Here is a 26,661-nt window from a genome sequence, read left to right on the forward strand (position 1 = left end):
GCGCGCAGGCGTTCAGCCAGGACACGGCGGGCATCACCGGCTCCACGGAGTCGGTGATCCCGCCCTACGGCGTTTCTGTGGAGCCTAGGAGATTCGAACTCCTGACATCTGCCTTGCAAAGGCAGCGCTCTACCAACTGAGCTAAGGCCCCGAAAACGGTGCGCACAGCCGGAAGGAACCTCGTTCCGGTGGGCAACGCAGACCAGAGTACCGGGTCTCCCCCCGGATCTCGCAAAAGGATTGGGGGTCCCGGTGAACGACCACGCTCCGTAAGATGCTCGGCGTGGTTCGCGGCAGCGAACCACGGTTTTTGGGGAAGCGATGGGGAGACGCAATGGACGCCGCACAACAAGAGACAACCGCGAGAGCACGAGAGCTCCAGCGGAACTGGTACGGGGAGCCGCTGGGGGCGCTCTTCCGTCGTCTCATCGATGATCTGGGCCTCAACCAGGCACGCCTCGCCGGCGTACTCGGTCTGTCCGCGCCCATGCTGTCCCAGCTGATGAGCGGGCAGCGCGCCAAGATCGGCAACCCCGCGGTCGTCCAGCGCGTACAGCTCCTCCAGGAGCTGGCGGGCCAGGTCGCCGACGGCAGTGTGAGCGCCGCCGAGGCCACCGACCGCATGGACGAGATCAAGAAGTCCCAGGGCGGCTCCGTCCTGACCAACACCTCGCAGTCGACGACGAGTTCGGGTGCGCCCACGGTGAAGCGCGTGGTACGCGAGATCCAGTCGCTGCTGCGTTCCGTCTCGGCGGCGGGCGACATCATCGATGCCGCGGACTCCCTCGCCCCGACCCACCCGGAACTGGCAGAGTTCCTCCGGGTATACGGCGCCGGACGCACCGCGGACGCCGTCGCGCACTACGAGGCGCACCAGAACTGAGCGTCGGCCGGGCCACCGGGCGGCCCGGAGGGGGAGCGATGCGCGACCATGGGTGAGGTCTTCGCGGGCCGCTACGAACTGGTCGACCCGGTCGGCCGTGGGGGAGTCGGAGCGGTCTGGCGGGCCTGGGACCACCGGCGACGCCGGTATGTGGCGGCCAAGGTCCTGCAACAGAGCGACGCGCACGCACTGCTGCGCTTCGTACGGGAGCAGGCGCTGCGGATCGACCACCCTCATGTGCTCGCGCCCGCCAGCTGGGCCGCCGACGACGACAAGGTCCTGTTCACCATGGCCTTGGTCGCCGGCGGCTCGCTGGCCCATGTGATCGGGGACTACGGCCCGTTGCCGCCCCGCCTGGTCTGCACGCTCCTGGACCAGCTGCTTTCCGGGCTCGCCGCGGTGCATGCCGAGGGGGTCGTGCACCGTGACATCAAGCCCGCCAACATCCTGCTCGAAGCCACCGGCACCGCGCGCCCGCATCTGCGGCTCTCCGACTTCGGGATCTCGATGCGGATGGGCGAGCCGCGGCTGACCGAAACCAACCATGTCGTGGGCACTCCCGGTTACTTCGCGCCCGAGCAAATGCTGGGCGCGGAACCGGACTTCACCGCCGACCTCTTCGCCGTGGGGCTCGTCGCCCTCTATCTGCTGCAGGGCGCAAAGCCGGACGCCAAGGCCCTGATCGAGCACTTCGCCGCGCATGGCACACCTGCGGCTCCGCGAGGTGTTCCGGAGCCGCTGTGGCAGGTCGTCGCCACGCTGCTCCAGCCGGACCCGCAAGCGCGGTTCCGCACCGCCACGGGCGCGCGCAAGGCGCTGAACTCGGCCGCCGAGCTGCTGCCCGAGCCGGGGCCTGACGACGAGATCGTCGAGATCTTCGATCAACTGGGCCCGCTCCCCCAGGGATTCGGCCCCGAAGGCCCCCTCACGGCCCCGCCACAGCCACGCTTCAGTCCCCCCTCCGTACCGCCCCCGCCCCGCTCCGCACCCCAGACCGGCACCTTCCCGCTGGCTCCACCGCCACCGCCACCGCAGACCACACCACCGCAGGCCACGCCTTCGCAGGGGACGCCGCCGCCGGGGATTCCGCCGCAGGCCGCCCCGCCCCCAGCTCCGACCCCCGCTCCGGTCCCAGTTCACGTCCCCGATCAAGCCCCGGCTCAGCTCCCGGAGCAGCTACCGGCGCACGCATTCTCACCGTCCGTACCGCCATCGGCGCACCGCGTGTCCGCCCCTGCTCACCCTGCCCCGCACACCGCTCACGCCCCGCGGGCTCCACTCCAGCGTCGGCCGGTCGGGCACCGGCAGAAACGACCGGGGCCGCCCGCGAAGGTGGCGGTCCCGATGCTGCTGGCCGCTCTCGCGTGCTTCGCGGTGGGCATCTGGGCCCTTACTCAGATCTGAACCAAACCTCTGGCGGCGGCCCGTACTGCGCGCCAGAAGCCGACCCCGGAGCCGAGCCCGAAGCCGAGCCCTGGGCCGAAGAGGAAGCCGCCGCGTCAGCAGCCGCCGCAGCCCCCGCAACCCCCGCGGCCGCCGCCCTCCTCCGCCCGATCAGCGTCCACGCGCCAAGGATCATCAGCAGCAGGGCCCCGGCCCCGAACCCGCCGGCAGCGACCACTGCCATGACATCGTCGTCACTGTCGCCGCCGCCGCTCCCGTCCTCACCACCGCCGGCACCCGTCTCACCCCGCGCCGCCGCGTCCTTGTCCTCACCGGTGACGCTGAACTCGTCGGCCGGCCGCGCCGTCCCCACGTACGCGGGCCCCGCCTTCGCCGCGCCGTCGACGTTCACCCGCAGCGTCAGATCCAGCGCCCCCTTGCCGAATTGCCGGGCCACCTGCGGATTGAGATGGACCGAGAGGTAGTACCACCCGGCGAACCGCGTCCCCGCCACGCCGTCGATCGGGGAGTAGCGATTCTCGTGGGCGACGGGGGCCGCCGGGTCCAGCGTGGTCGACTTCTGCTGGCCGTCGTAGGCCGTGGTGGCGTCGTCGACGCGTGCGCGTACCGGATTGGACAGTGACAACACGAGCGCCGACGTGACGTACTCGCCCCCGCCCCCGCTCGCACTTCCCAGCTCGGCACTGGCGGAGATCTGCTGTCCCCAGTCGACCGGCACACGGTAGAAGAGGGTCTGGCCGGGTCTGATCCGGTCGCCCCAGACGCCTGACCTCAGCGCGCGGGCGTCGTTGAAGCCGGTGCCGCCCCTGCGTATCTTGCGCGCGCCACCGGGAGGGGCGGGTGAGGCGGAGTTCCACGACTCGGGCGGCGTCGTGGGGACGTTCTCGGCCACCTCGGGCTCCGACACGACGCGCAGCTCCGTGTCCCATGTCTCCGTACCGGAACCGGGGTCGCTGTTCCGCTCGACCACTACGTAGTACGTTCCGGCCGCTTTGCACCGGTTCTCGGCGGGGCCGACCGCCCGTACCGCCCAGGCGGAGAGGGGCCGCGGACTCTGCGACGTACCGAAACGCTCGTCTCCGGAGTTGCAGTTGTTGCCGTTCGTGTCCTGCAAGGACACCTCCAGACCGTCCCCGTAGGCGACCTTGGCGTCGAGCCCGGGCACGGCGGTGGCAGAGACGTACACGGTCTCGCGAGCGTCGAGTTGCAGCTGGTAGTAGAGCTTGGCACCGCGCGGGAGGGAGCTCTTGTACGTCGAGCCGGGCGTGAGCCGCTCGCTGTCCATGCTGGTCAGGGCGCCGTCGACCGCCACGGCCTGCTCGGAGAAGGCGTACGGACTCGGGGCCGAGCCCGGGCCCGACGACGGACCCTGCGCCGCGGCCGCGGCCACCCCCGCAGACGACGGCACCGCGCACAGCAGCACACACAGCGCCGCCCCCACGGCCGGCATCGCCCGGCTTCCGCACAGCCGCCCCATCACGTGCCACCCCTCCCCTGAGCCGCAGCCGTCCCGCCCACTATGCCCAGGCGCAGCCACGACAACCTTTGCTCACGCAAGGCGAGGGGTTGCCTGAGCAAACCCGAGCGGCCGAAGGACGGAAGAGATCCGGACCGCACGGTAACCAGCACGGCGGCCAGTACGGCGGACAGACCGGTGGGCAGACCGGTGGGCAGACCGGTGGCGGCACGGCGGACAGCACAGGGCCCCGGCCGCAGAAGCGGCCGGGGCCCTGTTAAGAGACTGTTGTCGGTACTCACGAACCCGTGGGCACGGAGTCAGTCGCCTCCGTCCACAGATCCTGCTCGGCGCGATCCGCCTGGATCTGGCGGTACACGAGGAGTCCGCCGATGGCAGCCAGTGCGACCAGGAGAAGCTTCTTCACCGCGCGACCTCGTCTTTCTTGACGTAAGGGACCTCTGGCGCCCGACTATACACACCGACCGATACCGATCGGTGACCTGGATCCGCCCCAACTCCCGCCCCGGAAACAGCAGTCGAATCGGGGGGCGCCGCTCACCGGCGCCTCACGGCCCGCCGCGGCCGTTCACCGCTTCGGACCCCATCCGGGCCTCCGTCAGGCCCTCCACGGGCCTTTTACGGCCATACGGGTGGTGTTCATCTGAACATCCACGCGCCACGAGAGTCGGTCCCCCACTCTCGGCTCCACATACACATCATGAGGAAAGTACGCAAATCGCCCAACCCGAAAGTGAGAAGCCATGACCGGCACCAAGGCCATGAAGCTGTGGACCACGCTCATCACCGCCTTCCTCGCACTCTTCGCCACGCTGGGATTCAGCACGACGGCAGCGGCGGCCACGCCGGTACAGCAGGCCACGGAAACGTGCAAGAGCACGCCGACCATGACGGCCCCGCTCGCGGCCTACTGGGCGGCAGCGTACGAACGGTCCTTGCCGCCCACGATGAAGCAGCGCATCCGCGCCGAGGCCCACGGATCGTCGCCCAGCTGCCGCCACGTCCCGACGGACGACACGGAGACGGCCATCGAGGCCGAGGCCCATCCGGGCAGGCTCGCCGCGGAACCGTAGTCACAACCGGCCACCACCACCCGGCCGCCGCCCCCAGGGCCCCACAGACATGAGGAAGACCCCCAGCCGACACGGGCTGGGGGTCTTCTTCATCTCTGCGTGGCTGTTGGACTCGACATCCGCGGAGCCGGCCGCCCCGGCATCCGGCCAGCCGTTCTCACTGCGCGCCGAATCCCTGGAAGATTTATTCATCGGCCGATGTCACCCGTGAATGCCAAAGGCCCCCAGTCGTAATCGACTGGGGGCCTTCGTGCTGGTGGGGCTAACAGGATTTGAACCTGTGGCCTCATCCTTATCAGGGATGCGCTCTAACCAACTGAGCTATAGCCCCGCCGCGCTGCGGTGGTGTCCCGCGCGCTGACCCCTGAAGATTAGCGCACGTGCGGGCCAGTCCCAAAATCGATACCTCCGTGGGCACCACACAGGCGATGACACGCGAAAGGGCCCCGCCCTGAGCAGGCGGGACCCTGGCCGCGAAGACCCCCGGCGTCGAGCACCGGAGGGGCGATGGAGCTCGGAACGACGAGCTACAAGAAGAGAACCGGGAAGAGGACCGGGAACAGAACTACTCGTCCTCGGCCAGCGTCAGTTCGACGCCGCCCACGAAGCCCGCGGACAGGTTGTAGATGAACGCGCCGAGCGTCGCGAGCGCCGTGGCGAGGACCACGTCGATGACCGCGATGATCGTGGTGAACATCAGGACGCGCGGCAGCGACAGGAAGGACTGCAGGTCGAAGCCGTTGGACTCGTTCGAGCCCGTCGCCTCCGAGATCGTGCCGCCCACCGTGGAGAAGACGCCCATGGCGTCCATGACCATCCACAGCACGGCGGCCGCGACGATCGTGCAGATACCGAGCGCGATGGAGAGCAGGAAGCTGACCTTCATCACCGACCACGGATCGGCCTTGGCCACTCGCAGCCGCGCCTTGCGTGTACGAGGCGTCGTGCGCGCCCCCGTCCGCGGCTTGCGCACGGAACCCGTCTGGGAACCCTGCTGGTAGGCCTGGGGCGGGTGGTACGGCTGGGACGCCTGCTTCTGGGGCTGGCGCTCGCCGGGCAGAGCCCCGGTGGCGTTCTGGGCGCCCTGGCTCCCTTGGGACTCGTCGGCGTACTGCGCGGACTGAGCCGGCTGCGGCCCTCGGGTGTCGGTCACGGTTCCCCCCTGGGATCCACGGGACTCATGCGAGTCGGGAGAATCTGTGGCGGAGCCACGGACACCGTCTGTACCGGCTGGGCCGGTTCCACTCGCTCCGGCGTCCGTGGCTCCACTCACGATGACTCTCTCCTCGCGCTACTCGGCCGTGGACTCCGTGCCCTCGTCCGTACCTGCGGCCGGCTCGTCGTCGGCCGATTCGACGACGAGACTTCCGTCGACTTCCTCAGCCTCGCGCCCGGCCTCGGCGTTACGAGCGATACCGACCACGGCATCGCGCTTGCCCAGGTTGATCAGTTGGACGCCCATGGTGTCACGGCCCGTCTCCCTGACCTCGTTGACTCGCGTACGAATCACACCGCCGCCCAGCGTGATGGCGAGGATCTCGTCCGTCTCCTCCGTCACCAGCGCGCCCACGAGCTCTCCGCGGTCCTCCACGATCTTGGCGGCCTTGATGCCGAGGCCACCACGACCCTGGACGCGGTACTCGTCGACGTTGGTGCGCTTCGCGTACCCGCCGTCGGTTGCGGTGAAGACGAAAGTACCCGGCCTGACGACATTCATCGAGAGCAGTTCGTCGCCACCGCGGAAACTCATTCCCTTGACGCCCGACGTCGCGCGGCCCATGGGCCGCAGCGCATCGTCCGTCGCGGTGAACCTGATCGACTGCGCCTTCTTGCTGATGAGCAGCAGATCGTCCTCCGAGGAGACGAGCTCGGCGCCGATCAGCTCGTCGTCCTTGCCGTCGTCCGTCTCGCGGAGGTTGATGGCGATGACACCACCGGAGCGAGGCGAGTCGTAGTCCTTGAGCGGGGTCTTCTTGACCAGACCGCCCTTGGTGGCGAGAACGAGGTAGGGCACCGCTTCGTAGTCACGGATCGCGAGGATCTCGGCGATCTGCTCGTCCGGCTGGAAGGCGAGCAGGTTCGCCACATGCTGACCACGGGCGTCACGTCCGGCGTCCGGAAGCTCGTACGCCTTCGCGCGGTAGACCCGGCCCTTGTTGGTGAAGAACAGCAGCCAGTGGTGGGTCGTCGACACGAAGAAGTGGTCGACGATGTCGTCCTGCTTCAGCTTGGTGCCGCGCACGCCCTTGCCGCCGCGCTTCTGCGAGCGGTAGTCCTCGGTCTTGGTGCGCTTGATGTAGCCACCGCGCGTGATGGTGACGACGATGTCCTCTTCGGCGATCAGGTCCTCCATGGACATGTCGCCGTCGAAGGGGACGAGCGCCGAGCGACGGTCCTCGCCGAACTTGTCGACGATCGCCGCGAGCTCCTCGCTGATGATCTGGCGCTGCCGCTCGGGCGAGGCCAGGATCGCGTTGTACTCGTTGATCTTCGTCTGCAGTTCGTCGTGCTCGGCGACGATCTTCTGGCGCTCCAGGGCGGCGAGCCGGCGCAGCTGCATCTCGAGGATGGCGTTGGCCTGGATCTCGTCGATCGAGAGCAGGCCCATCAGGCCCTCACGCGCGACGTCGACCGTCTGGCTGGCCCGGATGAGCGCGATGACCTCGTCGATGGCGTCCAGGGCCTTCAGCAGGCCGCGCAGGATGTGCGCCCGCTCCTCGGCCTTGCGCAGCCTGTACTTCGTACGCCGGACGATGACCTCGACCTGGTGCGTCACCCAGTGCCGGATGAACGCGTCGAGGGAGAGGGTGCGCGGCACGCCGTCGACCAGGGCCAGCATGTTGGCGCTGAAGTTCGACTGGAGGTCGGTGTGCTTGTAGAGGTTGTTCAGTACGACCTTGGCGACCGCGTCCCGCTTCAGGACGACGACGAGGCGCTGGCCCGTGCGCGAGGACGTCTCGTCGCGGACGTCGGCGATGCCGCCGACCTTGCCGTCCTTGACCAGGTCGGCGATCTTCTGCGCGAGGTTGTCGGGGTTGGTCTGGTAGGGGAGCTCGGTGACCACCAGGCACTGGCGGTTCTGGATCTCCTCGACCGCGACGACCGCGCGCATCGTGATGGAGCCACGGCCCGTGCGGTACGCCTCCTCGATGCCCTTTCGGCCCACTACTAGTGCGCCGGTGGGGAAATCGGGGCCCTTGATGCGCTCGATCAGGGCGTCGAGCAGCTCTTCGTGCGAGGCCTCGGGGTGCTCCAGGGCCCACTGCGCTCCCGCCGCGACCTCGCGGAGGTTGTGCGGCGGGATGTTGGTGGCCATGCCGACCGCGATGCCCGCCGAGCCGTTGATCAGCAGGTTCGGGAAGCGCGCCGGCAGGACCGTCGGCTCCTGGTTGCGGCCGTCGTAGTTGTCCGTGAAGTCGACGGTCTCCTCGTCGATGTCACGGACCATCTCCATGGCCAGCGGCGCCATCTTGCACTCGGTGTACCGCATGGCGGCCGCCGGGTCGTTGCCCGGAGAGCCGAAGTTTCCGTTGGAGTCCACCAGGGGCATCCGCATCGACCACGGCTGGGCCAGGCGGACCAGGGCGTCGTAGATGGAGGAGTCGCCGTGCGGGTGGTAGGTGCCCATGACGTCGCCGACGACGCGGGCGCACTTGTAGAAGCCCTTCTCGGGGCGGTATCCGCCGTCGTACATCGCGTACAGGACGCGACGGTGGACGGGCTTCAGGCCGTCCCGTACGTCGGGCAGCGCACGCGACACGATGACGGACATCGCGTAGTCGAGGTACGAGCGCTGCATCTCCGTCTCGAGCCCCACGGGCTCGACACGCAGGCCCACACCGGGAACGGCGGGCTCCTCTTCGGGCATCACAGGGGTGTTCTCGTCGGCCATTGCTGGTCAAAGTCCTTTCGAGGTGCGGCTTGTGCGGCCGACTCAGATGTCGAGGAAGCGGACGTCCTTGGCGTTGCGCTGGATGAACGAGCGCCGCGCCTCGACGTCCTCGCCCATCAGCACCGAGAACAGGTCGTCGGCCTGCGCCGCGTCGTCCAGGGTCACCTGGCCGAGAACGCGGTGGTCCTGGTCCATCGTCGTGATGCGCAGCTCCTCGGCGTTCATCTCACCGAGACCCTTGAAGCGCTGGACCGAGTCGTCCCTGATGCGCTTGCCCGCCTGACGGCCGAGCTCGACGAGCGCGTCGCGCTCACGGTCCGAGTACGCGTACTGGAAGTCGTCCCGGCTCCACTTGATCTTGTAGAGCGGCGGGCGCGACAGGTAGACGTGGCCGGACTCGACGAGTGGCCGCATGAAGCGGAACAGGAAGGTCAGGAGCAGGGTGTTGATGTGCTGGCCGTCGACGTCGGCGTCCGCCATCAGGATGATCTTGTGATAGCGGAGCTTCTCGATGTCGAAGTCCTCGTGCACGCCCGTGCCGAAGGCCGAGATCAGGGCCTGGACTTCCTGGTTCTGCAGGATCTTGTCGATCCGCGCCTTCTCGACGTTCAGGATCTTGCCTCGGATGGGCAGGATCGCCTGGTACATCGGGTTACGGCCGGACTTCGCCGAACCACCGGCGGAGTCACCCTCGACGATGAAGATCTCGCACTTCGTCGGGTCGTTCGACTGGCAGTCGCTGAGCTTTCCGGGCAGCGAGGCCGATTCGAGCAGGCCCTTGCGGCGGGTCAGGTCGCGCGCCTTGCGGGCGGCGACGCGCGCCGTGGCGGCCTGGATGCCCTTGCGGATGATGTCCGCGGCCTCGTTCGGGTTGCGGTCGAACCAGTCCGTGAGGTGCTCGTGCACGACCTTCTGTACGAAGGTCTTCGCCTCGGTGTTGCCCAGCTTGGTCTTGGTCTGGCCCTCGAACTGCGGCTCGCCCAGCTTCACCGAGATGATCGCCGTCAGACCCTCGCGGATGTCCTCGCCCGTGAGGTTGTCGTCCTTCTCGCGCAGCAGCTTCTTCTCGCGCGCGTACCGGTTGACCAGGCCCGTCAGCGCGGCCCTGAAGCCCTCCTCGTGCGTACCGCCCTCATGCGTGTGGATCGTGTTCGCGAAGGAGTAGACACCCTCGGTGTACTGCGAGTTCCACTGCATGGCGATCTCGGCCGAGAGCATGCGCTCCTTGTCCTCGGCCTCGACGTCGATGACGGTCGGGTGGATCATCTCTCCCTTACGGGAGTTGAGGTACTTCACGAAGTCGACGATGCCGCCTTCGTAGTGGTACGTCACCGTGCGGGCCTCGGCGGCCTCGTCGTCGGTGGCCTCGGCCGAGTCCGCACCCGCCGTCGCCTTCGCCGACTCGCGCTCATCAGTGAGTTTGATCGTCAAACCCTTGTTGAGGAACGCCATCTCCTGGAAGCGCCGTGCCAGCGTCTCGAAGGAGTACTCGGTCGTCTCGAAGACGTCCGGGTCGGCCCAGAAGGTGACCGTGGTGCCCGTGTCCTCGACCGGCTCGTGCTTGGCGAGCGGGGCCGTCGGAACACCCAGCTTGTAGTCCTGGGTCCAGCGGTAGCCGTCGGTCTTGATGTCGACGGCGAGCTTCGTCGACAGGGCGTTCACGACGGAGACACCGACGCCGTGCAGACCACCGGAGACCGCGTATCCGCCGCCGCCGAACTTGCCGCCCGCGTGCAGCACGGTGAGCACGACCTCGACGGCCGGCTTCTTCTCGACGGGGTGGATGCCCACCGGGATGCCTCGGCCGTTGTCGATGACGCGTACGCCGCCGTCGGCGAGGATCGTGACGTCGATGGTGTCCGCGTGCCCGGCGAGGGCCTCGTCGACGGAGTTGTCGACAACCTCTTGCACGAGGTGGTGCAGGCCACGCTCACCGGTCGACCCGATGTACATGCCAGGCCGCTTGCGGACCGCGTCCAGACCCTCGAGGACGGTGATCGCGCTGGCGTCGTACAAGGCTGTGACCTCGCCGTTCTCGCCAGCGACGGTAGACGGGATGTTCTCGTTGGGGTTGCCGGAATCGGCCACGAAGCGCCCTTTCTGGCACAGCACAAGCCAAGCACCCGGCCGTGGCCGGAGCGGCTGCGTCGTTCAGCGATAGTCAGCGTTTTTCTATGCGCCCCACGAGTGGGGCGCGATTAGCTTCCAGTCTACCGGTAGCGCCGACAGTGATGGGGGTTTGCCGGTACCTGAGTCCGCATGTGCCGTCCTGAAGCGGCGTCCTCCGACTCCCCATATACGGAGCGGGGCCCTAGGAGGCTCACAGCGGCACTCAGCGCTTCGGGGTGTCAACCCCGAGCTACCACCCGGTACGGCCTCAGCCGTAGGTGTCGCCGGGGCCCGTGCTGCCCGGTGCGCGCAAGGGTCCGAAGCGGCGCGGGGGGCCACCGGGACCAAGGACTTTGATGAGGCGCACGGTGCCGTGGCCCAGGTCCTCGTTGAGGCGCGCGACCAGCTGGGGGGCGAGGAGGCGCAGGTTCGTCGCCCAGGCCGTGGAGTCGCACTGGACGGTCAGGACGCGCTCGTTCTCGTCGTACCGCTGCGGGACGCAGTGGTTGGCCAGGTCCTCGCCGACGATCTGCGGCCAGCGGCCCATCACACCGCCGACCGCGGCCGGCGTCTCCCAGCCGCGCTCGGTGATCAGACGGTTGATGGCGGAGCCGAGCGGCTGCGGGTCACGCCCGTCGGCGCGCGCGCCGGAACGAAGGCCGCCCCTGCGGGCCTGCTTCTTCTGCTGCGCGGCATCGCCACGCGCGCGTGCCTGTTCCTTGGCGGCGCGCAGGGCGACCCGGGCGAGGTCGACGCCGGAGGGCTCGGGCGTCTTCGGCGTCTCCTTGGGCGCGCCCTGCGGAGTGTCCTTGGCGGGCTCTTGGGCGCTCATGCGCGCTCCACCGTGCCGTCCGCCACCGTGAACCGGGTCCCGGCGAGCACAGCGGGCACGTCGTCGTCCACCGCGGCCGTGACCAGGACCTGCTCGCCCGGCGCCACCAGCTCCGCGAGCCGCTCCCTGCGGCGCACGTCGAGCTCCGCGAACACGTCGTCCAGGACGAGCACGGGTTCGTTTCCTTCGGCGCGCAGGAGGTCGTACGAGGCCAGGCGCAGCGCCAGGGCGTAGGACCAGGACTCGCCATGGCTCGCGTACCCCTTCGCGGGGAGCTGGCCCAGCTTCAGGAGCAGGTCGTCGCGGTGCGGGCCGACCAGCGTGACGCCCCGCTCGATCTCCTGCTTGCGGGCTTCTTCGAGGGCGGCGATCAGCTGCTCGAACAGAGCCTCGCGCGTATGGCCGTCGCCGGGCGCCGACGGCTTGTACTCGAGGGTGACGGGGCCGCCGCCGGGCGCCAGCTGTTCGTACGCCTTGTCGGCGAGCGGCTGCATCGTGGCGATCAGGTCGAGCCGCTGCGTGAGCAGTTCGGCGCCCACGCGGGCGAGGTGCTGGTCCCAGACGTCGAGTGTGGACAGGTCCATGGAGCGACCACCGTGCCGTCGCGCGAGGGCCGCCGACTTCAGGAGGGTGTTGCGCTGCTTCAGGACGCGGTCGTAGTCGGACCGGACGCCTGCCATGCGGGGGGAGCGCGCCACGATCAGCTCGTCGAGGAAACGGCGGCGCTCACCGGGGTCGCCCTTGATCAGGACCAGGTCCTCGGGCGCGAACAGCACCGTGCGCACGATTCCGAGCACATCGCGGGGTCTGACCTGCGAAGACCTGTTGATGCGGGCGCGATTGGCCTTGCCTGGATTGAGTTCGAGCTCGACCAGCTGCTGGCGCTCGCCCTGCCGGACCGAGGCCCGGACGACGGCACGCTCGGCGCCCATGCGCACCAGCGGGGCGTCCGAGGAGACGCGGTGGCTGCCGAGCGTGGCGAGATAGCCGACGGCCTCCACGAGATTCGTCTTGCCCTGGCCGTTCGGGCCCACGAACGCGGTGACGCCCGGATCGAGAGGGACCTCGACCCGGGCGTACGAGCGGAAGTCGGCCAGCGACAGATGCGTGACGTGCATGGTGTGCGCCGACCTCCCCCGGCCTACTTCACTTGCTGACAGCCCCGCACGGTTTCCCGCACAGGCTGTGGATGGATCAGTGCTCGCTCTTGGACTCGACCGCGTGGCCGCCGAACTGGTTGCGCAGTGCCGCGATCATCTTCATCTGCGGGGAGTCGTCCTGCCGCGAGGCGAACCGGGCGAAGAGCGAGGCCGTGATCGCGGGCAGCGGCACGGCGTTGTCGATGGCGGCTTCCACCGTCCACCGGCCCTCGCCGGAGTCCTGCGCGAAGCCGCGCAGCTTCGCCAGGTGCTCGTCGTCGTCCAGGGCGTTGACCGCGAGGTCGAGCAGCCAGGAACGGATGACCGTGCCCTCCTGCCAGGAGCGGAAGACCTCGCGCACGTCCGTGACGGAGTCGACCTTCTCCAGGAGCTCCCAGCCCTCGGCGTAGGCCTGCATCATGGCGTACTCGATGCCGTTGTGAACCATCTTCGAGAAGTGGCCCGCGCCGACCTTGCCGGCGTGCACGGAGCCGAAGTCACCCTCGGGCTTGAGGGCGTCGAAGATCGGCTGGACCTTCGCGATGTTCTCGGCGTCGCCGCCGTACATCAGGGCGTAGCCGTTCTTGAGGCCCCAGACGCCGCCGGAGACGCCGCAGTCGACGAAGCCGATGCCCTTGGCGGCGAGCTCCTCCGCGTGCTTCTCGTCGTCCGTCCAGCGGGAGTTCCCGCCGTCCACGACGACGTCACCGGGCTGGAGCAGCTCGCCGAGCTCATCGACGGTGGACTGGGTCGCGGCTCCGGCCGGAACCATCACCCATACGACACGCGGTCCCTTGAGCTTGCCCACAAGCTCTTCGAGGCTGGGGACATCCGCGACGTCCTGGTTGCGGTCGTATCCGATGACGGTGTGGCCTGCGCGGCGGATGCGCTCACGCATGTTGCCGCCCATCTTGCCGAGGCCGACGAGACCGAGCTCCATCAGTGGTTCCTTAAGTAGCGATGTGGCGTGGAGGCACCTTCGTACCCGCATCCGAGCCTACGCCCGGACGCCCGCTCACACCTGTGGGCTCAGCCGCTCAGACGTACGGGCATGATCAGGTACTTGTAGGCCTCGTCGGCCTCCGCGTCCACGGCCGGCCTGCCGCTCAGGAGCGCGGGCTTCGTCGACGTCGTGAACGACAGCTGGGCGACCGGGGAGTCGATCGCGCTCAGTCCGTCGAGCAGGAACGTCGGGTTGAAGGCGATCGAGACGTCGTCGCCCTCGAGCTGGGCGTCGACCCTTTCCACAGCCTGTGCGTCGTCGCTGGAACCGGCCTCCAGGATCAGCACGCCCTGCTCGAAGCTGAGCCGCACCGGGGTGTTCCGCTCGGCCACCAGGGCCACGCGCTTGACGGCCTCGACGAACGGGGCGGTCTCGATGACCGCGATCGAGTTGAACTCCGTGGGGAAGAGCGTCTTGTACTTCGGCAGGTCGCCCTCGAGGAGCCGCGTGGTCGTACGCCGTCCCGCGCCCTCGAAACCGATCAGACCCTCACCGGCACCGGAGCCGGACAGCGCCAGGGTGACCGTGTCGCCGCTCGTGAGCGCCTTGGCGGTGTCCAGGAGCGTCTTGGCGGGCACCAGGGCGACCGCGGACGCTTCGGGGTCCTCCGGCTTCCACAGGAACTCGCGGACCGCGAAGCGGTAGCGGTCGGTGGAGGCCAGCGTGACCGTGTCGCCCTCGATCTCGATGCGTACGCCGGTCAGGACGGGCAGCGTGTCGTCGCGGCCCGCGGCGATGGCCACCTGGGCGGCGGCCGAGGCGAAGACCTCACCGGGGACCGTGCCGGTCGCGGTGGGCATCTGCGGCAGCGCGGGGTACTCCTCCACAGGAAGCGTGTGGAGTGTGAATCGCGAGGAGCCGCAGACCACCGTCGCCCGCACACCGTCTGTGGAGATCTCCACCGGGCGGTTGGGAAGGGCGCGGCAGATGTCGGCGAGCAGCCGGCCGGAGACGAGGACCGTGCCCTCGTCGTCGATCTCGGCGTCCACGGAGACACGCGCCGAGACCTCGTAGTCGAAGCTGGAGAGGCTCAGTGCGCCTTCCTCGGCCTTCAGCAGCAGCCCCGCGAGGACAGGCGCCGGTGGCCGGGCCGGGAGACTGCGCGCCGCCCACGCCACCGCCTCTGCGAGTACGTCGCGTTCCACCCGGATCTTCACTTAGCCGCCCTCCTGCTGTTGCTGGCACTGGGGACCAGTCTGACGCACAGCACTGACAGTGGGTGCCCGTCGGGGTCAAGTCGTGACGAGGGGCGCCGGAGCCTCGGAGCGCGAGTTGTGCACAGGCCCCTCTTCGAAGCCAATTCCCCGGTGACTCTAGGGGGCAGTAGTAGTAGGGCCTGTGGAAACCGTGGATAACGGTGTATGCGCAGGTCAGAGCCGGTTTTTTATCCACCGCGCCTGTGGGCGGGACCGGTGGACAACCGGTGGTTTCTGTGGACGGGCGAAAGTTCTGCACACCCGATACACAGGCAGGGGGTACTTCTCCCCAGCACTGTCCCCAGCTTTACCCACCTTCCCCACAGGCCAACCGACCACCTTGGTGTGACGCCTTTCACTCGGCACGGTGACGGGGCGCGTTGCGTTGCCGAACAGTGGACAGGCGTGTGGAGAAGCTGGGGAAAGCTGGGGACAACCGGCCCGAGCCTGTGGGTTGCCGGTGGACAAGTTCGTGCACACCCTGTGGACGAGATTTTCCTCCACAGCCTGTGGAGGGCCGTCGTCCACCAATCCACAACCACCTGACCTGGCTTGATGATCCTTCAGCAGGGTCCCCTGTGGACATCATCTGGACAACTTCGCGGTCCCCAGGGTGTGGAAGGGAAAAAGTACGCAGATCTGTGGAGAACACGCCTCTCAGCTGGGGAAATCGAACAGCGGAGGTGGGTGATCGGGCTCGGATGGGGTCCGGGTGAGGTCCTGGTGAGGTCCGGATCGGGTTCGGATCGGGCTCCACGCGCGCGTGCACAACGGCAAAGGGCGCCCCGGAAGTTGTCCCGGGGCGCCCTTCAGAGGTGTTTCTCGGTGTCTGTCAGCCGTTCTTGATGCGGTTGGTGAGCTCGGTGACCTGGTTGTAGATAGAGCGCCGCTCGGCCATCAACGCACGGATCTTGCGGTCCGCGTGCATGACGGTCGTGTGGTCGCGGCCGCCGAACTGCGCACCGATCTTGGGCAGGGAGAGGTCCGTCAGTTCGCGGCAGAGGTACATCGCGATCTGGCGCGCCGTCACCAGGACGCGGCTGCGCGAGGATCCGCAGAGGTCGTCCACGGTCAGCCCGAAGTAGTCCGCGGTCGCCGCCATGATGGCCGTCGCCGTGATCTCCGGAGCCGCGTCCTCGCCGCCCGGGATCAGGTCCTTCAGGACGATCTCCGTCAGACCCAGGTCCACCGGCTGCCGATTGAGCGAGGCGAAGGCCGTGACCCGGATCAGCGCGCCCTCGAGCTCACGGATGTTGCGTGAGATGCGGGACGCGATGAACTCCAGGACCTCGGGCGGGGCGTTGAGCTGCTCCTGCACCGCCTTCTTACGGAGGATGGCGATACGCGTCTCCAGCTCGGGCGGCTGGACGTCGGTGATCAGTCCCCACTCGAAGCGGTTGCGCAGCCGGTCCTCCAGCGTCACCAGCTGCTTGGGCGGCCGGTCACTGGAGAGCACGATCTGCTTGTTCGCGTTGTGGAGCGTGTTGAAGGTGTGGAAGAACTCCTCCTGCGTCGACTCCTTGCTCGCGAGGAACTGGATGTCGTCGACGAGCAGGATGTCCATCTCGCGGTACCGCTTGCGGAAGGTGTCGCCCTTGCCGTCGCGGATGGAGTTGATGAACTCGTTCGTGAACTCCTCCGAGCTCACGTAACGCACGCGCGTGCCGGGGTAGAGGCTGCGGGCGTAGTGCCCGATGGCGTGCAGAAGGTGCGTTTTGCCCAGCCCGGACTCCCCATAGATGAAGAGGGGGTTGTAGGCCTTGGCGGGAGCCTCGGCCACGGCGACCGCCGCCGCGTGCGCGAAGCGGTTCGAAGCGCCGATCACGAAGGTGTCGAAGAGGTACTTCGGGTTGAGGCGCGCGGTGGGCTCGCCGGGCGCTGACGCCGGGGCCGGCTGAGCGGCCAGCGGGCCGGGGTTGCCGCTGCCGTGGACACCGTGGCCGTTGCCGTGGCCGCCGCCCCTGGGGTCGTGACCTCCGGGGCCCGAGGACTGCTCGTGACGATCACGTCTGTCGTGACGGTCGTGGCGGTCCTGCTGATCCTGACGGTCCTGGCGTTCCTGGCGGTGCTGTTCGTACGGGGAGTGCCCCTGCGGCGGCTGCGACCGGTAGTCGTGCTGGGGCTGCTGCTGGGGGCTCGCGTACGGATCCCGCTCGGGGAAGCCGAGCCGCGGCTGCTGCCAGCCGTAGTCGTCCTGCTGCTGGGGCTGCTGCTGCGGCCAGGCGCCGGGCGCGGGGCGCTGATAGTCGGGGTACGCCGGGCGGGCGGTCGGAAGCTGGTCGGGACCGCGACCCGGGGAGTGCTCGTCCGAGGTGCGGCGGCCGTAACCGTCGTAGGACTCGTGTCCCTGGTTGGGGCCCGGGTGCTGCTCCGGCTCCTCATAGCGTTGCTGCTGTTGCTGGCCGGGCTGCTGCTGGTGCGGCGGTGCCGGCGGGGCGGGCCGGTCCATGGGGTCGCCGACCGAGTCGTCCACCGTGATGGCGATGCGGATGGGACGGCCGCACTCGCGGCTCAGCGACTCGCTGACGATGGGGGCGAGCCGGCCTTCGAGCACGCCCTTGGCGAATTCGTTCGGCACGGCGAGCAAGGCGGTGTCGGCGACCAGCGCGAGCGGCTGGCAGCGCTTGATCCAGCGCTCGTCCTTCGCGTCTACTCCGTGCCCCCGCCCCTCACCCAGCAGCTGCTCCAGAACTCGTGGCCACACTGCGGCAAGATCGGCAGGTACGTCAGCCACAAGGCACGCTCTCTCACGGGGTCCCACGAAGGTGTGGTTCTTGGGACGGAAATCGGGATGGGCAGGGAGAAGGGAATGAATCGGAGTTTGGCCAAGGTAGTCAGGGCAACGGCTGCGGTTCAAGTTGTTGTCCACAGGCTGTGCACAGTGTCTCTCCCTGACGGCTGGTTTGACCGGATGGCGCAGCCCCGCGTACCGTGACCAGGTCGAGTTGTCGATGGCTGCTGCCGCCTGCCTCCGATGGGCAAAGATCACGATCTGTGATTGTGAAGCGGTGCACTCGGTGCGTATTCGCGAGCTTCTCGTGGGCGCACGGTGACAGCCAGGCGATGTCCCGCCACCACACAATCATTTCTGGAGCCCCCGAGTGAGCAAGCGCACCTTCCAGCCGAACAACCGCCGCCGCGCCAAGACCCACGGCTTCCGCCTGCGGATGCGCACCCGTGCCGGCCGCGCGATTCTCGCGAACCGTCGTGGCAAGGGTCGCGCCGAACTTTCCGCCTAAACGTATTAGGTCATGACGTCGTGCTGCCTACCGAGCATCGGCTGAGGCGGCGCGAAGACTTCGCGACCGCGGTACGCCGAGGACGACGGGCCGGACGCCCGCTTCTCGTCGTCCATCTTCGTAGCGGTGCAACGGACCCGCACGCGCCTGGGGAGAGCGTTCCCCCGACGCGTGCGGGTTTCGTCGTGAGCAAGGCCGTCGGCGGAGCAGTCGTACGCAATACGGTGAAGCGCAGGCTTCGCCATCTGATGCGCGACCGGGTGGGCCAGCTGCCCCCCGGTAGCCTTGTAGTCGTACGAGCGTTGCCCGGGTCGGGTGACGCCGCCCATGCACAGCTGGCCCAAGACCTGGATGCCGCTCTTCAGCGGCTGCTGGGAGGGGGCGCTCGATGAAGTACCCACTGCTGGCTCTGATCAAGCTGTATCAGTGGACGATCAGTCCGTTGCTTGGTCCGGTGTGCAAGTACTACCCGTCGTGCTCTCGCTACGGCTACCTGGCCATCGACCGGCACGGTGCGATCAAGGGAACGGCGCTGACGGCCTGGCGCATCCTGCGGTGCAATCCGTGGTCGCTCGGTGGTGTCGACCATGTCCCGCCGCGCAAGCGTCCGCGGTGGCACGAGATGCTGCGCGCCATGTGGCGCGAGCGCAAGGGCGGGCCCTCCGCCGCTGGCGTGCCCTCCGAGGAGATCTCCCCGGAAACCCGGAGCCCGGCCGCCGAGACCCCGTCCCATGCTCAAGGAGCCTGATTAGTGGACACGATTGCCAGTCTGTTCAGCTTCATCACGACACCCGTTTCCTGGGTCATCGTCCAGTTCCACTCGCTGTACGGGGCCATCTTCGGTCCTGACACGGGCTGGGCCTGGGGCTTGTCCATCGTGTCCCTGGTGATCTTGATCCGTATCTGCCTGATCCCGCTTTTCGTGAAGCAGATCAAGGCGACCCGGGCGATGCAGACGCTGCAGCCCGAGATGAAGAAGATCCAGGAACGCTACAAGAGCGACAAGCAGCGTCAGTCCGAAGAGATGATGAAGCTGTACAAGGAGTCGGGTACGAACCCGCTCTCCTCGTGCCTTCCCATCCTGGCGCAGTCGCCGTTCTTCTTCGCCCTGTACCACGTGCTCTCCAGCATCGCGTCGAACGACACCATCGGCTTCATCGACAAGCCGCTGCTTGAGAGCGCGCAGAAGGCGCACATCTTCGGCGCCCCGCTGGCCGCGAAGTTCATGGACAGCGAGGAGAAGGTCGCGGCGCTGCATGCCTCGCTGACCGACGTCCGCGTCGTGACCGCGATCATGATCATCCTGATGTCGTTCTCGCAGTTCTACACACAGCGCCAGCTGATGACGAAGAACGTGGACACGACGGTCAAGACGCCGTTCATGCAGCAGCAGAAGATGCTGATGTACGTCTTCCCGATCATGTTCGCCGTGTTCGGCATCAACTTCCCCGTCGGTGTTCTCGTCTACTGGCTGACCACCAACGTGTGGACCATGGGCCAGCAGATGTTCGTGATCCGCCGGAACCCGACTCCGGGCTCCAAGGCGCAGGCCGCGTTCCTGGAGCGCCTGCAGAAGCAGCTCACGCACTCCAAGAAGGTGCGGGGCCGTGGCAACGCGAACGTCATCAAGGCGATCGTCGCCAAGGGCCGCGACCGCAACGAGTTCGAGCGCAAGTTCATCAACGGTCTGAGCAAGGCGGGCTTGGTGGCCCAGGCCGACGGCTCCGTCGCGCTGAGCGACTCCGCTGTCGCCACGGAGACCGAGGACGGCACGCCCGCCACCGGCGGTGGTGCCCCGAAGCGGCAGCAGCCCAAGCGCCAGAGCAAGTCGCAGCGTCAGTCCGCCGCCATGCAGAGCAAGGCGGAGAGCGACACGGAGACGGCTTCGGAAGCGAAGACGTCACTGGAGAAGACTCCGGACGAGCCTGAGGACGCCGCTCCCAAGGGCAAGGCCGCGGGCGGCAAGACCGGGTCAGGGAACGCACGCAGCCAAGCCAAGTCCGGGCAGCGCAAGGGCCAGCAGCGCCCCAAGCACCCGTCCAAGAAGTAGAAGGAGTCCATCCCGTGACGGAAGGCACCACTGCCCCCGCCGAGGTCGAGGCCGAGGTCGAGGCCGGCGACACTCTCACCCGTCTTGAGCAGGAGGGTGAGATCGCGGCGGACTACCTCGAGGGTCTGCTGGACATCGCCGATCTCGACGGCGACATCGACATGGACGTCGAGGCCGACCGCGCCGCTGTCTCGATCATCAGCGACTCGAACAGCCGCGATCTGCAGAAGCTCGTCGGCCGTGACGGTGAGGTCCTGGAGGCGCTCCAGGAGCTGACGCGCCTCGCCGTGCACCGGGAGACCGGCGACCGCAGCCGCCTCATGCTGGACATCGCGGGCTACCGTGCCAGGAAGCGCGAGGAGCTCTCCGAGCTGGGTGCCAAGGCCGCGGCCGAGGTGAAGAGCTCGGGTGAGCCGGTCAACCTCAAGCCGATGACGCCCTTCGAGCGCAAGGTCGTGCATGATGCGGTCAAGGCCGCAGGTCTGCGCAGTGAGTCCGAGGGCGAGGAGCCGCAGCGCTTCGTCGTCGTGCTTCCTGCCTGATCGCACATCGTTTTCCCGGCCCCGTCTGTCCGCAGGCGGGGCCGGTCTTTGTCAGCCTGATAGTCAGCCACCCCAGTGCGGTACGGAAGGACGGTCCCCGTGACGGAGGCAGCGGAGCTCCCCTCGGCGCCCGAGCAGGCTCGGGCGGTATTCGGTGAGCGCTTCTCGGACGCGGTCCGGTACGCGGAGTTGCTGGCCGACGCGGGAGTGCAGCGCGGTCTGATCGGCCCCCGCGAAGTGCCTCGGCTGTGGGAACGGCACCTGCTGAACTGCGCGGTCCTCTCGGAGGTCGTGCCCGAGAACGTGATGGTGTGCGACGTCGGCTCGGGGGCGGGGCTGCCGGGCATTCCGCTCGCTCTCGTCCGCCCGGATTTGAAGATCACGCTGCTTGAACCGCTGCTGCGGCGGACGAACTTCCTCACCGAAGTGGTCGAGCTGCTCGGCCTGGACCATGTGACCGTCGTGCGGGGGCGCGCCGAGGAGGTCCTTGGCAAGCTGCCTCCCGTCCACGTGGTGACCGCGCGGGCCGTGGCGCCGCTGGATCGTCTCGCGGCCTGGGGAGTGCCGCTCCTGCGTCCCTACGGGGAGATGCTTCTGCTCAAGGGCGACACGGCCGAGGAGGAGGTCAAGGCCGCAGGTGCCGCACTGAGCAAGCTCGGCGCGGTGAGCACCTCGGTGCTGCATGTCGGCGAGGGTGTGGTGGACCCGCTGGCCACGGTCGTACGGGTCGAGGTCGGGGAGAGCCCGGGCGGTGTGCGTTTCGCGGCCAAGCGCGCGAAGGCCGCGCGTACGGGTCGGACTCGACGGCGCCGCTGAGGGGCCGAGCTCTCGCCGGTGCGTGTTCCGTGTCCACGCCTCGCCTCGCTGGTAAGTGGTCCTGCCCTCGCCATCTCGCCATTGATCCGTCCTGACGACGAGCCGTACTCCACAAAAGCTGCCAAACGTACGCATACCGGGGTGTCGCGCAAGCGGCACCCCGGCTGCCGTGCATCGTGTTTCACGTGAAACGTCGCTCACTGCTGCATGGCATCATCAGTCGCGGCCGCGCTGCGGAACCTCGCGAGCGTCGGCCACTCGGTTCCCTCGATAAGGGAACGGAGTTGTCCACAGAGGTGGATTCGTCCACAGAAGACCGGGCCTCGCTGGTTCACGACCCTCAAAGCATGGGAGGCTCTGTTCATTGCGAGCCTGAAGTCGAGGAGAGTGAATCCTTGCGGTCCGACGCCAACATCGCGGGACCGATGACCGATCCGGTCCCCGGTCCCCGTACCGAGTCGGCGGGGGAGGATGTTTCACGTGAAACGCCGCCCCCGATGGACGACACCCCTATCGGTCGTGCTGCCCAACTGGCGGTGGAAGCCCTGGGCCGTGCAGGCGAGGGCCTGCCACGACCCGAGCAGACCCGAATCATGGTGGTTGCCAACCAGAAGGGTGGAGTGGGTAAGACGACGACAACCGTCAATCTCGCCGCTTCACTCGCTCTGCACGGCGCGCGTGTCCTGGTCATCGACCTCGACCCGCAGGGCAACGCCTCCACGGCTCTGGGCATCGACCACCACGCGGAAGTGCCGTCCATCTACGACGTGTTGATCGACAGCAAGCCGCTCTCCGAAGTTGTGCAGCCGGTCCCCGATGTCGAAGGACTCTTCTGCGCCCCGGCCACCATCGATCTCGCCGGTGCGGAGATCGAGCTGGTGTCGCTGGTGGCACGGGAGAGCCGACTGCAGCGGGCGATCCAGGCGTACGAGCAGCCGCTGGACTACATCCTCATCGACTGCCCGCCGTCGCTCGGGCTGCTTACGGTCAACGCCCTGGTTGCCGGCGCGGAGGTGCTGATCCCCATCCAGTGCGAGTACTACGCACTGGAGGGCCTCGGACAGCTCCTGCGCAACGTCGACCTGGTGCGAGGGCATCTCAACCCTCATCTGCACGTCTCGACGATCCTGCTCACCATGTACGACGGCCGCACCCGGCTCGCCTCACAGGTGGCGGACGAGGTGCGCACCCACTTCGGCGAAGAGGTCCTGCGGACGAGCATTCCCCGCTCGGTCCGCATCTCCGAGGCGCCGAGCTACGGCCAGACCGTGCTCACCTACGACCCGGGGTCGAGCGGTGCCCTCTCGTACTTCGAGGCGGCACGGGAGATCGCGCTACGCGGCGTCGGCATTCGCTACGACGTACAGCACGCCCGCATGGGCGCCCAGAATGATCAGCACAGCACGACGGAGGGGATGCAGTGAGCGAGCGACGGAGAGGGCTGGGGCGTGGCCTCGGCGCCCTGATCCCTGCGGCCCCGACGGAGAAGTCGACCGCCCAGGCCATGGGCGGAGCTTCGGCATCGCCCAGTGCCGTACCGGTACTCACCGCAGAGCGGGGGGTGGCGGCGGCGAAGGTGGCGGCGCTCCCGCAGAGCCCCGTTTCACGTGAAACGGAGCAGCCGCTGAACGGAGAGGTGGAGAGCGAGGAGAGCCCGGTCGGCGCGCACTTCGCCGAGCTGCCTCTCGACTTCATCACGCCCAACCCGAGGCAGCCGCGTGAGGTCTTCGACGAGGACGCGCTAGCCGAGCTGGTTACCTCCATCAAGGAGGTCGGGCTTCTCCAGCCTGTCGTCGTACGACAGGTAGGTGCCTCGCGCTACGAGCTCATCATGGGTGAGCGGCGCTGGCGGGCATGCCGTGAGGCAGGACTCGAGCGCATCCCGTCGATCGTCCGCGCCACGGACGACGAGAAGCTCCTCCTGGACGCGCTCCTTGAGAACCTGCACCGTGCCCAGCTGAATCCGCTGGAAGAGGCTGCCGCCTACGACCAGCTCCTCAAGGACTTCAACTGCACGCACGACCAGCTGGCGGACCGGATCGGCCGTTCCCGCCCGCAGGTCTCGAACACGCTGCGGCTGCTGAAGCTGTCGCCGGCGGTTCAGCGCAGGGTCGCTGCCGGAGTGCTCTCCGCGGGCCACGCTCGTGCTCTGCTGTCCGTCGAGGACTCGGAGGAGCAGGATCGCCTGGCGCACCGGATCGTGGCCGAGGGGCTGTCGGTGCGGGCCGTCGAGGAGATCGTGACCCTCATGGGGTCGCGGCCGCAGAGCACTCCGCGGGCCAAGGGGCCGCGTGCGGGTGCTCGGGTGTCGCCGTCGCTGACCAGCCTTGCCACTCGTCTCTCCGACCGGTTCGAAACCCGGGTGAGAGTGGACCTGGGGCAGAAGAAGGGCAAGATCGTCGTCGATTTCGCCTCGCTGGAGGATCTGGAGCGCATCCTCGCGACGCTCGCCCCGGGTGAGGGGCCGGTCCTCAAGAACGGGCTCGTCGAAGACTCCGCCGAGGACGACACGTCCGAGGGCGAAGAGGCCTGAGTCTCATCAGTCAGTCCGCCGAGAGCGAGCCGTGTCCGGTCTGTACCGGAACACGGCTCGCTCTTTGCTTTCCTACGGTATCGGTGCAATCGCATCGTGGATACGATGCGAGTGGGTACGGCACATCCAGCTGACAGCACCTCATTGCGGAGGGAGCGCCATGCGATCGGTGAGCCGCACCGGCCTGATGACTGCGGGCCTTGGGCTGGGAGCCGTCGGCGGATTCGTCGGCAGCCTGCTGAAGGAACGGAGCGCTCTGACTGCCGCCCGTGATGCGGCGGGCGAAGGAAGTGAGGAACAGCCTTCATGGGGCGTCGGCTCGTACCGCTCACGCTGGACAACCTTCCGGACCTCCCCCAGCGTTGCCGGACGTGTGTCTTCTGGGAGCTGGACCCGGTCAGCGGCCAGGCCGCGGTAAAGGCCGGTACGCCGGAGCTCGAGAAAGAGGCGTGGATCTCCGCCGTCCTGCTGGAGTGGGGCTCCTGCGGTCGGGTCGTCTACGTCGATGATCTCCCCGTGGGCTTCGTGCTGTACGCCCCGCCGGCGTACGTGCCTCGTGCCACCGCCTTCCCGACGAGCCCGGTGTCCCCCGATGCCGTGCAGCTGATGACCGCTTGGATCATGCCGGGTTATCAAGGGCAGGGCATCGGCCGTGTCATCGTCCAGACAGTGGCGAAGGATCTGCTGCGGCGGGGGTTCAAGGCCATCGAGGCTTTCGGGGATGCCCGGTGGGAGAAGCCCGCCTGCGTGCTGCCCGCCGATCATCTGTTGGCGGTGGGCTTCAAGACGGTCCGCCCGCACCCCTCATATCCACGGCTGCGGCTTGAGCTGCGTACGACGCTCTCCTGGAAGGAAGACGTCGAGATGGCGCTCGACCGACTGCTGGGGGCGGTGCAGAAGGAGCCTGTGCTCCGGCCGCTCTGATGCTCGGCAGGTCTGCCTACCCTTGTCATGCGAATGGGCCAGCCCCGGAGGGCTGGCCCATTCGTGTTTCACGTGAAACAACGCATCGCCTGTTGTAGCGGCGCTCGTTACTCGGCGATGAAGTCCGCGAGGTCGCGCTCCAGGGCCGCCTTCGGCTTGGCGCCGACGATCGTCTTGGCCACCTCGCCGCCCTGGTACACGTTCAGGGTCGGGATGGACATGACGCCGTACTTGGCCGCGATGCCCGGGTTCTCGTCAATGTTGAGCTTGACGATCTCGATCTTGTCACCGTGCTCAGCCGCGATCGCCTCGAGGGACGGCGCGATCTGGCGGCACGGTCCGCACCAAGCGGCCCAGAAGTCCACCAGGACGGGCTTGTCGTTCTTCAGGACGTCTTCCTCGAAGGAGGCGTCGGTCACGTTCTTCAGAGTGCCGGCCACGGCGGGCTCCTTAACTCGGTGGTGCGGTAGGGAGGGTGGGGTGTCAGACGGCGGCGGCGGCCTTCTCGCTGTCCACGAGGGCAGCGAGGAACCGCTCGGAGTCCAGGGCGGCGGAGCAGCCTGTGCCGGCCGCCGTGATCGCCTGGCGGTACGTGTGGTCGACGACGTCACCGGCGGCGAAGACGCCGGGCACGTTCGTCCGGGTCGAGGGGGCATCCACCTTCAGGTAGCCCTCGTCATCCAGGGTGAGCTGGCCCTTGAAGAGCTCCGTGCGCGGGTCGTGGCCGATCGCGATGAAGAGGCCGGTCACGGGAAGCTCGGAGGTCTCGCCCGTCTTCAGGTTGCGCAGCGTCAGACCGGAGAGCTTCTGCTCGCCCTTGATCTCGGCGACCTCGCTGTCCCAGATGAAGCTGATCTTCGGGTCGGCCAACGCGCGCTCCTGCATCGCCTTGGACGCACGCAGGCTGTCGCGGCGGTGCACGATCGTCACGGACTTGGCGAAGCGCGAGAGGAAGGTGGCCTCCTCCATCGCGGTGTCACCGCCGCCGATCACAGCGATGTCCTGGTCCTTGAAGAAGAAGCCGTCGCAGGTCGCGCACCACGAGACGCCACGGCCGGAAAGCGCGTCCTCGTTCGGCAGGCCGAGCTTGCGGTGCTGGGAACCCGTCGTCACGATGACGGTCCTGGCGTGGTGCACGGTGCCCGCCGTGTCCGTCACGGTCTTGATCTCGCCGGTCAGGTCGACGGCGATCACGTCGTCCGGCACCAGCTCGGCGCCGAAGCGCTCGGCCTGGGCTCGCATGTTGTCCATGAGCTCGGGGCCCATGACGCCGTCCTGGAAGCCGGGGAAGTTCTCCACCTCGGTGGTGTTCATCAGCGCACCGCCTGCGGTGACAGCGCCCTCGAACACCAGGGGCTTCAGCGACGCTCGCGCGGTGTAGAGCGCCGCCGTGTAGCCGGCGGGCCCGGAGCCGATGATGATCACGTTACGGACGTCGGTCACGGCTTGATTCCTCGTCTCTGGAGACTGCTGCGTACTGCTGGCGGGTGCCTGTCTCAGGTCTCTCACCCCACCCAACGGATCCTACGGGGCATGCATTCCCGACGTG

24 protein-coding genes and 2 tRNA genes are annotated in these 26,661 nt (G+C 68.0%); 12 read left to right on the forward strand and 14 right to left on the reverse strand.

What is annotated here, in order from left to right; genetic code table 11:
• Positions 1-78: 78 nt before the first annotated feature.
• Positions 79-151: transfer RNA gene (locus AB0I94_RS17125), tRNA-Ala, on the reverse strand.
• A 183-nt stretch (positions 152-334) separates the two neighbouring features.
• On the opposite strand from AB0I94_RS17125, the gene AB0I94_RS17130 reads away from it, so the two are divergent.
• Together AB0I94_RS17130 and AB0I94_RS17135 are read left to right on the forward strand one after the other, a co-directional pair.
• The gene (locus AB0I94_RS17130; protein ID WP_363310384.1) at positions 335-883 is read left to right on the forward strand and encodes a DNA-binding protein; all 549 of its coding nucleotides are present in this window, start codon (positions 335-337) and stop codon (positions 881-883) included.
• Positions 884-931: 48 nt separating this feature from the next.
• A complete protein-coding gene (locus AB0I94_RS17135) occupies positions 932-2,287 on the forward strand; it encodes a serine/threonine-protein kinase (protein ID WP_363310386.1) in 1,356 nt (451 codons plus the stop codon).
• Here the strand turns inward: AB0I94_RS17135 and AB0I94_RS17140 are convergent.
• Positions 2,274-3,737, reverse strand: coding sequence for a hypothetical protein (locus AB0I94_RS17140; protein WP_363310387.1), 1,464 nt, complete (start codon positions 3,735-3,737; stop codon positions 2,274-2,276). The two genes, AB0I94_RS17135 and AB0I94_RS17140, sit on opposite strands and share 14 nt — an antisense overlap.
• A 304-nt stretch (positions 3,738-4,041) precedes the next feature.
• Positions 4,042-4,170, reverse strand: a complete 129-nt coding sequence (locus tag AB0I94_RS17145; protein WP_003999697.1) for a DLW-39 family protein — start codon at positions 4,168-4,170, stop codon at positions 4,042-4,044.
• A gap of 337 nt (positions 4,171-4,507) precedes the next feature.
• Here AB0I94_RS17145 and AB0I94_RS17150 point away from each other — a divergent pair, with 337 nt between their 5' ends.
• On the forward strand, positions 4,508-4,837 hold the full coding sequence (locus AB0I94_RS17150; RefSeq protein WP_363310388.1) for a DUF6344 domain-containing protein: 330 nt from the start codon (positions 4,508-4,510) through the stop codon (positions 4,835-4,837).
• Between the two features lie 254 nt (positions 4,838-5,091).
• Here the strand turns inward: AB0I94_RS17150 and AB0I94_RS17155 are convergent.
• From AB0I94_RS17155 to dnaA, 9 genes are all read right to left on the reverse strand, one after another.
• Positions 5,092-5,168 (reverse strand) — tRNA-Ile (locus AB0I94_RS17155).
• 234 nt (positions 5,169-5,402) lie between these two features.
• Entirely contained in the window at positions 5,403-6,110 is a 708-nt protein-coding gene (locus tag AB0I94_RS17160; protein ID WP_363310389.1) for a DUF3566 domain-containing protein, read from the reverse strand.
• A gap of 18 nt (positions 6,111-6,128) precedes the next feature.
• A complete protein-coding gene (gyrA, locus tag AB0I94_RS17165) occupies positions 6,129-8,729 on the reverse strand; it encodes a DNA gyrase subunit A (RefSeq protein ID WP_363310390.1) in 2,601 nt (866 codons plus the stop codon).
• Between the two features lie 42 nt (positions 8,730-8,771).
• Positions 8,772-10,841 carry a DNA topoisomerase (ATP-hydrolyzing) subunit B gene (gyrB, locus tag AB0I94_RS17170; protein WP_363310391.1) on the reverse strand — a complete coding sequence of 690 codons (2,070 nt, stop codon included), beginning with the start codon at positions 10,839-10,841 and terminating at the stop codon, positions 8,772-8,774.
• 265 nt (positions 10,842-11,106) lie between these two features.
• Positions 11,107-11,670: a DciA family protein gene (locus AB0I94_RS17175; protein ID WP_363310392.1), complete on the reverse strand. Its 564-nt coding sequence runs from the start codon at positions 11,668-11,670 to the stop codon at positions 11,107-11,109.
• A complete protein-coding gene (gene recF, locus AB0I94_RS17180; RefSeq protein WP_363310393.1) occupies positions 11,667-12,788 on the reverse strand; it encodes a DNA replication/repair protein RecF in 1,122 nt (373 codons plus the stop codon). Before recF ends, AB0I94_RS17175 begins: the two co-directional genes overlap by 4 nt.
• A 76-nt stretch (positions 12,789-12,864) precedes the next feature.
• Positions 12,865-13,749, reverse strand: coding sequence for a phosphogluconate dehydrogenase (NAD(+)-dependent, decarboxylating) (gene gnd, locus AB0I94_RS17185; protein ID WP_363310394.1), 885 nt, complete (start codon positions 13,747-13,749; stop codon positions 12,865-12,867).
• A gap of 89 nt (positions 13,750-13,838) precedes the next feature.
• Positions 13,839-14,969 (reverse strand): DNA polymerase III subunit beta, encoded by a 1,131-nt coding sequence (gene dnaN / locus AB0I94_RS17190; RefSeq protein ID WP_363310395.1) that lies wholly within the window; start codon positions 14,967-14,969, stop codon positions 13,839-13,841.
• Between the two features lie 871 nt (positions 14,970-15,840).
• Positions 15,841-17,742 carry a chromosomal replication initiator protein DnaA gene (gene dnaA, locus AB0I94_RS17195; protein WP_363310396.1) on the reverse strand — a complete coding sequence of 634 codons (1,902 nt, stop codon included), beginning with the start codon at positions 17,740-17,742 and terminating at the stop codon, positions 15,841-15,843.
• A gap of 367 nt (positions 17,743-18,109) precedes the next feature.
• Between dnaA and rpmH the strand changes: the two genes are divergently transcribed.
• The 9 genes from rpmH (at position 18,110) to AB0I94_RS17240 (ending at position 25,112) form a co-directional block, all read left to right on the forward strand.
• Positions 18,110-18,247: a 50S ribosomal protein L34 gene (gene rpmH, locus AB0I94_RS17200; RefSeq protein WP_100597229.1), complete on the forward strand. Its 138-nt coding sequence runs from the start codon at positions 18,110-18,112 to the stop codon at positions 18,245-18,247.
• A gap of 20 nt (positions 18,248-18,267) precedes the next feature.
• Complete coding sequence (gene rnpA, locus AB0I94_RS17205; protein ID WP_363210336.1) at positions 18,268-18,639, forward strand: ribonuclease P protein component; 372 nt, start codon at positions 18,268-18,270, stop codon at positions 18,637-18,639.
• Positions 18,636-18,995 carry a membrane protein insertion efficiency factor YidD gene (yidD, locus tag AB0I94_RS17210; protein ID WP_363310397.1) on the forward strand — a complete coding sequence of 120 codons (360 nt, stop codon included), beginning with the start codon at positions 18,636-18,638 and terminating at the stop codon, positions 18,993-18,995. Before rnpA ends, yidD begins: the two co-directional genes overlap by 4 nt.
• Before the next feature lie 3 nt (positions 18,996-18,998).
• Positions 18,999-20,297: a membrane protein insertase YidC gene (yidC, locus tag AB0I94_RS17215; protein WP_363310398.1), complete on the forward strand. Its 1,299-nt coding sequence runs from the start codon at positions 18,999-19,001 to the stop codon at positions 20,295-20,297.
• A gap of 14 nt (positions 20,298-20,311) precedes the next feature.
• On the forward strand, positions 20,312-20,839 hold the full coding sequence (locus tag AB0I94_RS17220) for a R3H domain-containing nucleic acid-binding protein (RefSeq protein ID WP_363310399.1): 528 nt from the start codon (positions 20,312-20,314) through the stop codon (positions 20,837-20,839).
• A gap of 99 nt (positions 20,840-20,938) precedes the next feature.
• Positions 20,939-21,655, forward strand: coding sequence for a 16S rRNA (guanine(527)-N(7))-methyltransferase RsmG (rsmG, locus tag AB0I94_RS17225; protein ID WP_363310400.1), 717 nt, complete (start codon positions 20,939-20,941; stop codon positions 21,653-21,655).
• A 347-nt stretch (positions 21,656-22,002) separates the two neighbouring features.
• On the forward strand, positions 22,003-23,079 hold the full coding sequence (locus tag AB0I94_RS17230) for a ParA family protein (protein ID WP_363310401.1): 1,077 nt from the start codon (positions 22,003-22,005) through the stop codon (positions 23,077-23,079).
• A complete protein-coding gene (locus AB0I94_RS17235) occupies positions 23,076-24,188 on the forward strand; it encodes a ParB/RepB/Spo0J family partition protein (protein ID WP_363310402.1) in 1,113 nt (370 codons plus the stop codon). The genes AB0I94_RS17230 and AB0I94_RS17235 overlap by 4 nt, the downstream gene beginning before the upstream one ends.
• Positions 24,189-24,494: 306 nt before the next feature.
• Entirely contained in the window at positions 24,495-25,112 is a 618-nt protein-coding gene (locus AB0I94_RS17240) for a GNAT family N-acetyltransferase (RefSeq protein WP_363210329.1), read from the forward strand.
• 107 nt (positions 25,113-25,219) lie between these two features.
• On the opposite strand, the gene trxA is transcribed toward AB0I94_RS17240, so the two are convergent.
• Positions 25,220-25,552, reverse strand: a complete 333-nt coding sequence (gene trxA / locus AB0I94_RS17245; protein ID WP_135332065.1) for a thioredoxin — start codon at positions 25,550-25,552, stop codon at positions 25,220-25,222.
• Positions 25,553-25,595: 43 nt separating this feature from the next.
• Positions 25,596-26,555 (reverse strand): thioredoxin-disulfide reductase, encoded by a 960-nt coding sequence (trxB, locus tag AB0I94_RS17250; RefSeq protein WP_363310403.1) that lies wholly within the window; start codon positions 26,553-26,555, stop codon positions 25,596-25,598.
• Positions 26,556-26,661 lie beyond the last annotated feature (106 nt).

It is taken from the genome of Streptomyces sp. NPDC050147 (assembly GCF_040660195.1).
Classification (GTDB): Bacteria; Actinomycetota; Actinomycetes; order Streptomycetales; family Streptomycetaceae; genus Streptomyces.

What these genes read in the sequence shown, in the direction of transcription:
- AB0I94_RS17150 (WP_363310388.1), top strand. Translation starts at nt 4,508, where the DNA reads ATGACCGGCACCAAGGCCATGAAGCTGTGGACCACGCTCATCACCGCC.
- AB0I94_RS17240 (WP_363210329.1), top strand. Translation starts at nt 24,495, where the DNA reads ATGGGGCGTCGGCTCGTACCGCTCACGCTGGACAACCTTCCGGACCTC.
- AB0I94_RS17135 (WP_363310386.1), top strand. Translation starts at nt 932, where the DNA reads ATGGGTGAGGTCTTCGCGGGCCGCTACGAACTGGTCGACCCGGTCGGC.
- AB0I94_RS17140 (WP_363310387.1), bottom strand. Translation starts at nt 3,737, where the DNA reads ATGCCGGCCGTGGGGGCGGCGCTGTGTGTGCTGCTGTGCGCGGTGCCG.
- recF (WP_363310393.1), bottom strand. Translation starts at nt 12,788, where the DNA reads ATGCACGTCACGCATCTGTCGCTGGCCGACTTCCGCTCGTACGCCCGG.
- AB0I94_RS17175 (WP_363310392.1), bottom strand. Translation starts at nt 11,670, where the DNA reads ATGAGCGCCCAAGAGCCCGCCAAGGACACTCCGCAGGGCGCGCCCAAG.
- AB0I94_RS17130 (WP_363310384.1), top strand. Translation starts at nt 335, where the DNA reads ATGGACGCCGCACAACAAGAGACAACCGCGAGAGCACGAGAGCTCCAG.
- AB0I94_RS17230 (WP_363310401.1), top strand. Translation starts at nt 22,003, where the DNA reads ATGGGAGGCTCTGTTCATTGCGAGCCTGAAGTCGAGGAGAGTGAATCC.
- gyrA (WP_363310390.1), bottom strand. Translation starts at nt 8,729, where the DNA reads ATGGCCGACGAGAACACCCCTGTGATGCCCGAAGAGGAGCCCGCCGTT.
- yidD (WP_363310397.1), top strand. Translation starts at nt 18,636, where the DNA reads ATGAAGTACCCACTGCTGGCTCTGATCAAGCTGTATCAGTGGACGATC.
- gnd (WP_363310394.1), bottom strand. Translation starts at nt 13,749, where the DNA reads ATGGAGCTCGGTCTCGTCGGCCTCGGCAAGATGGGCGGCAACATGCGT.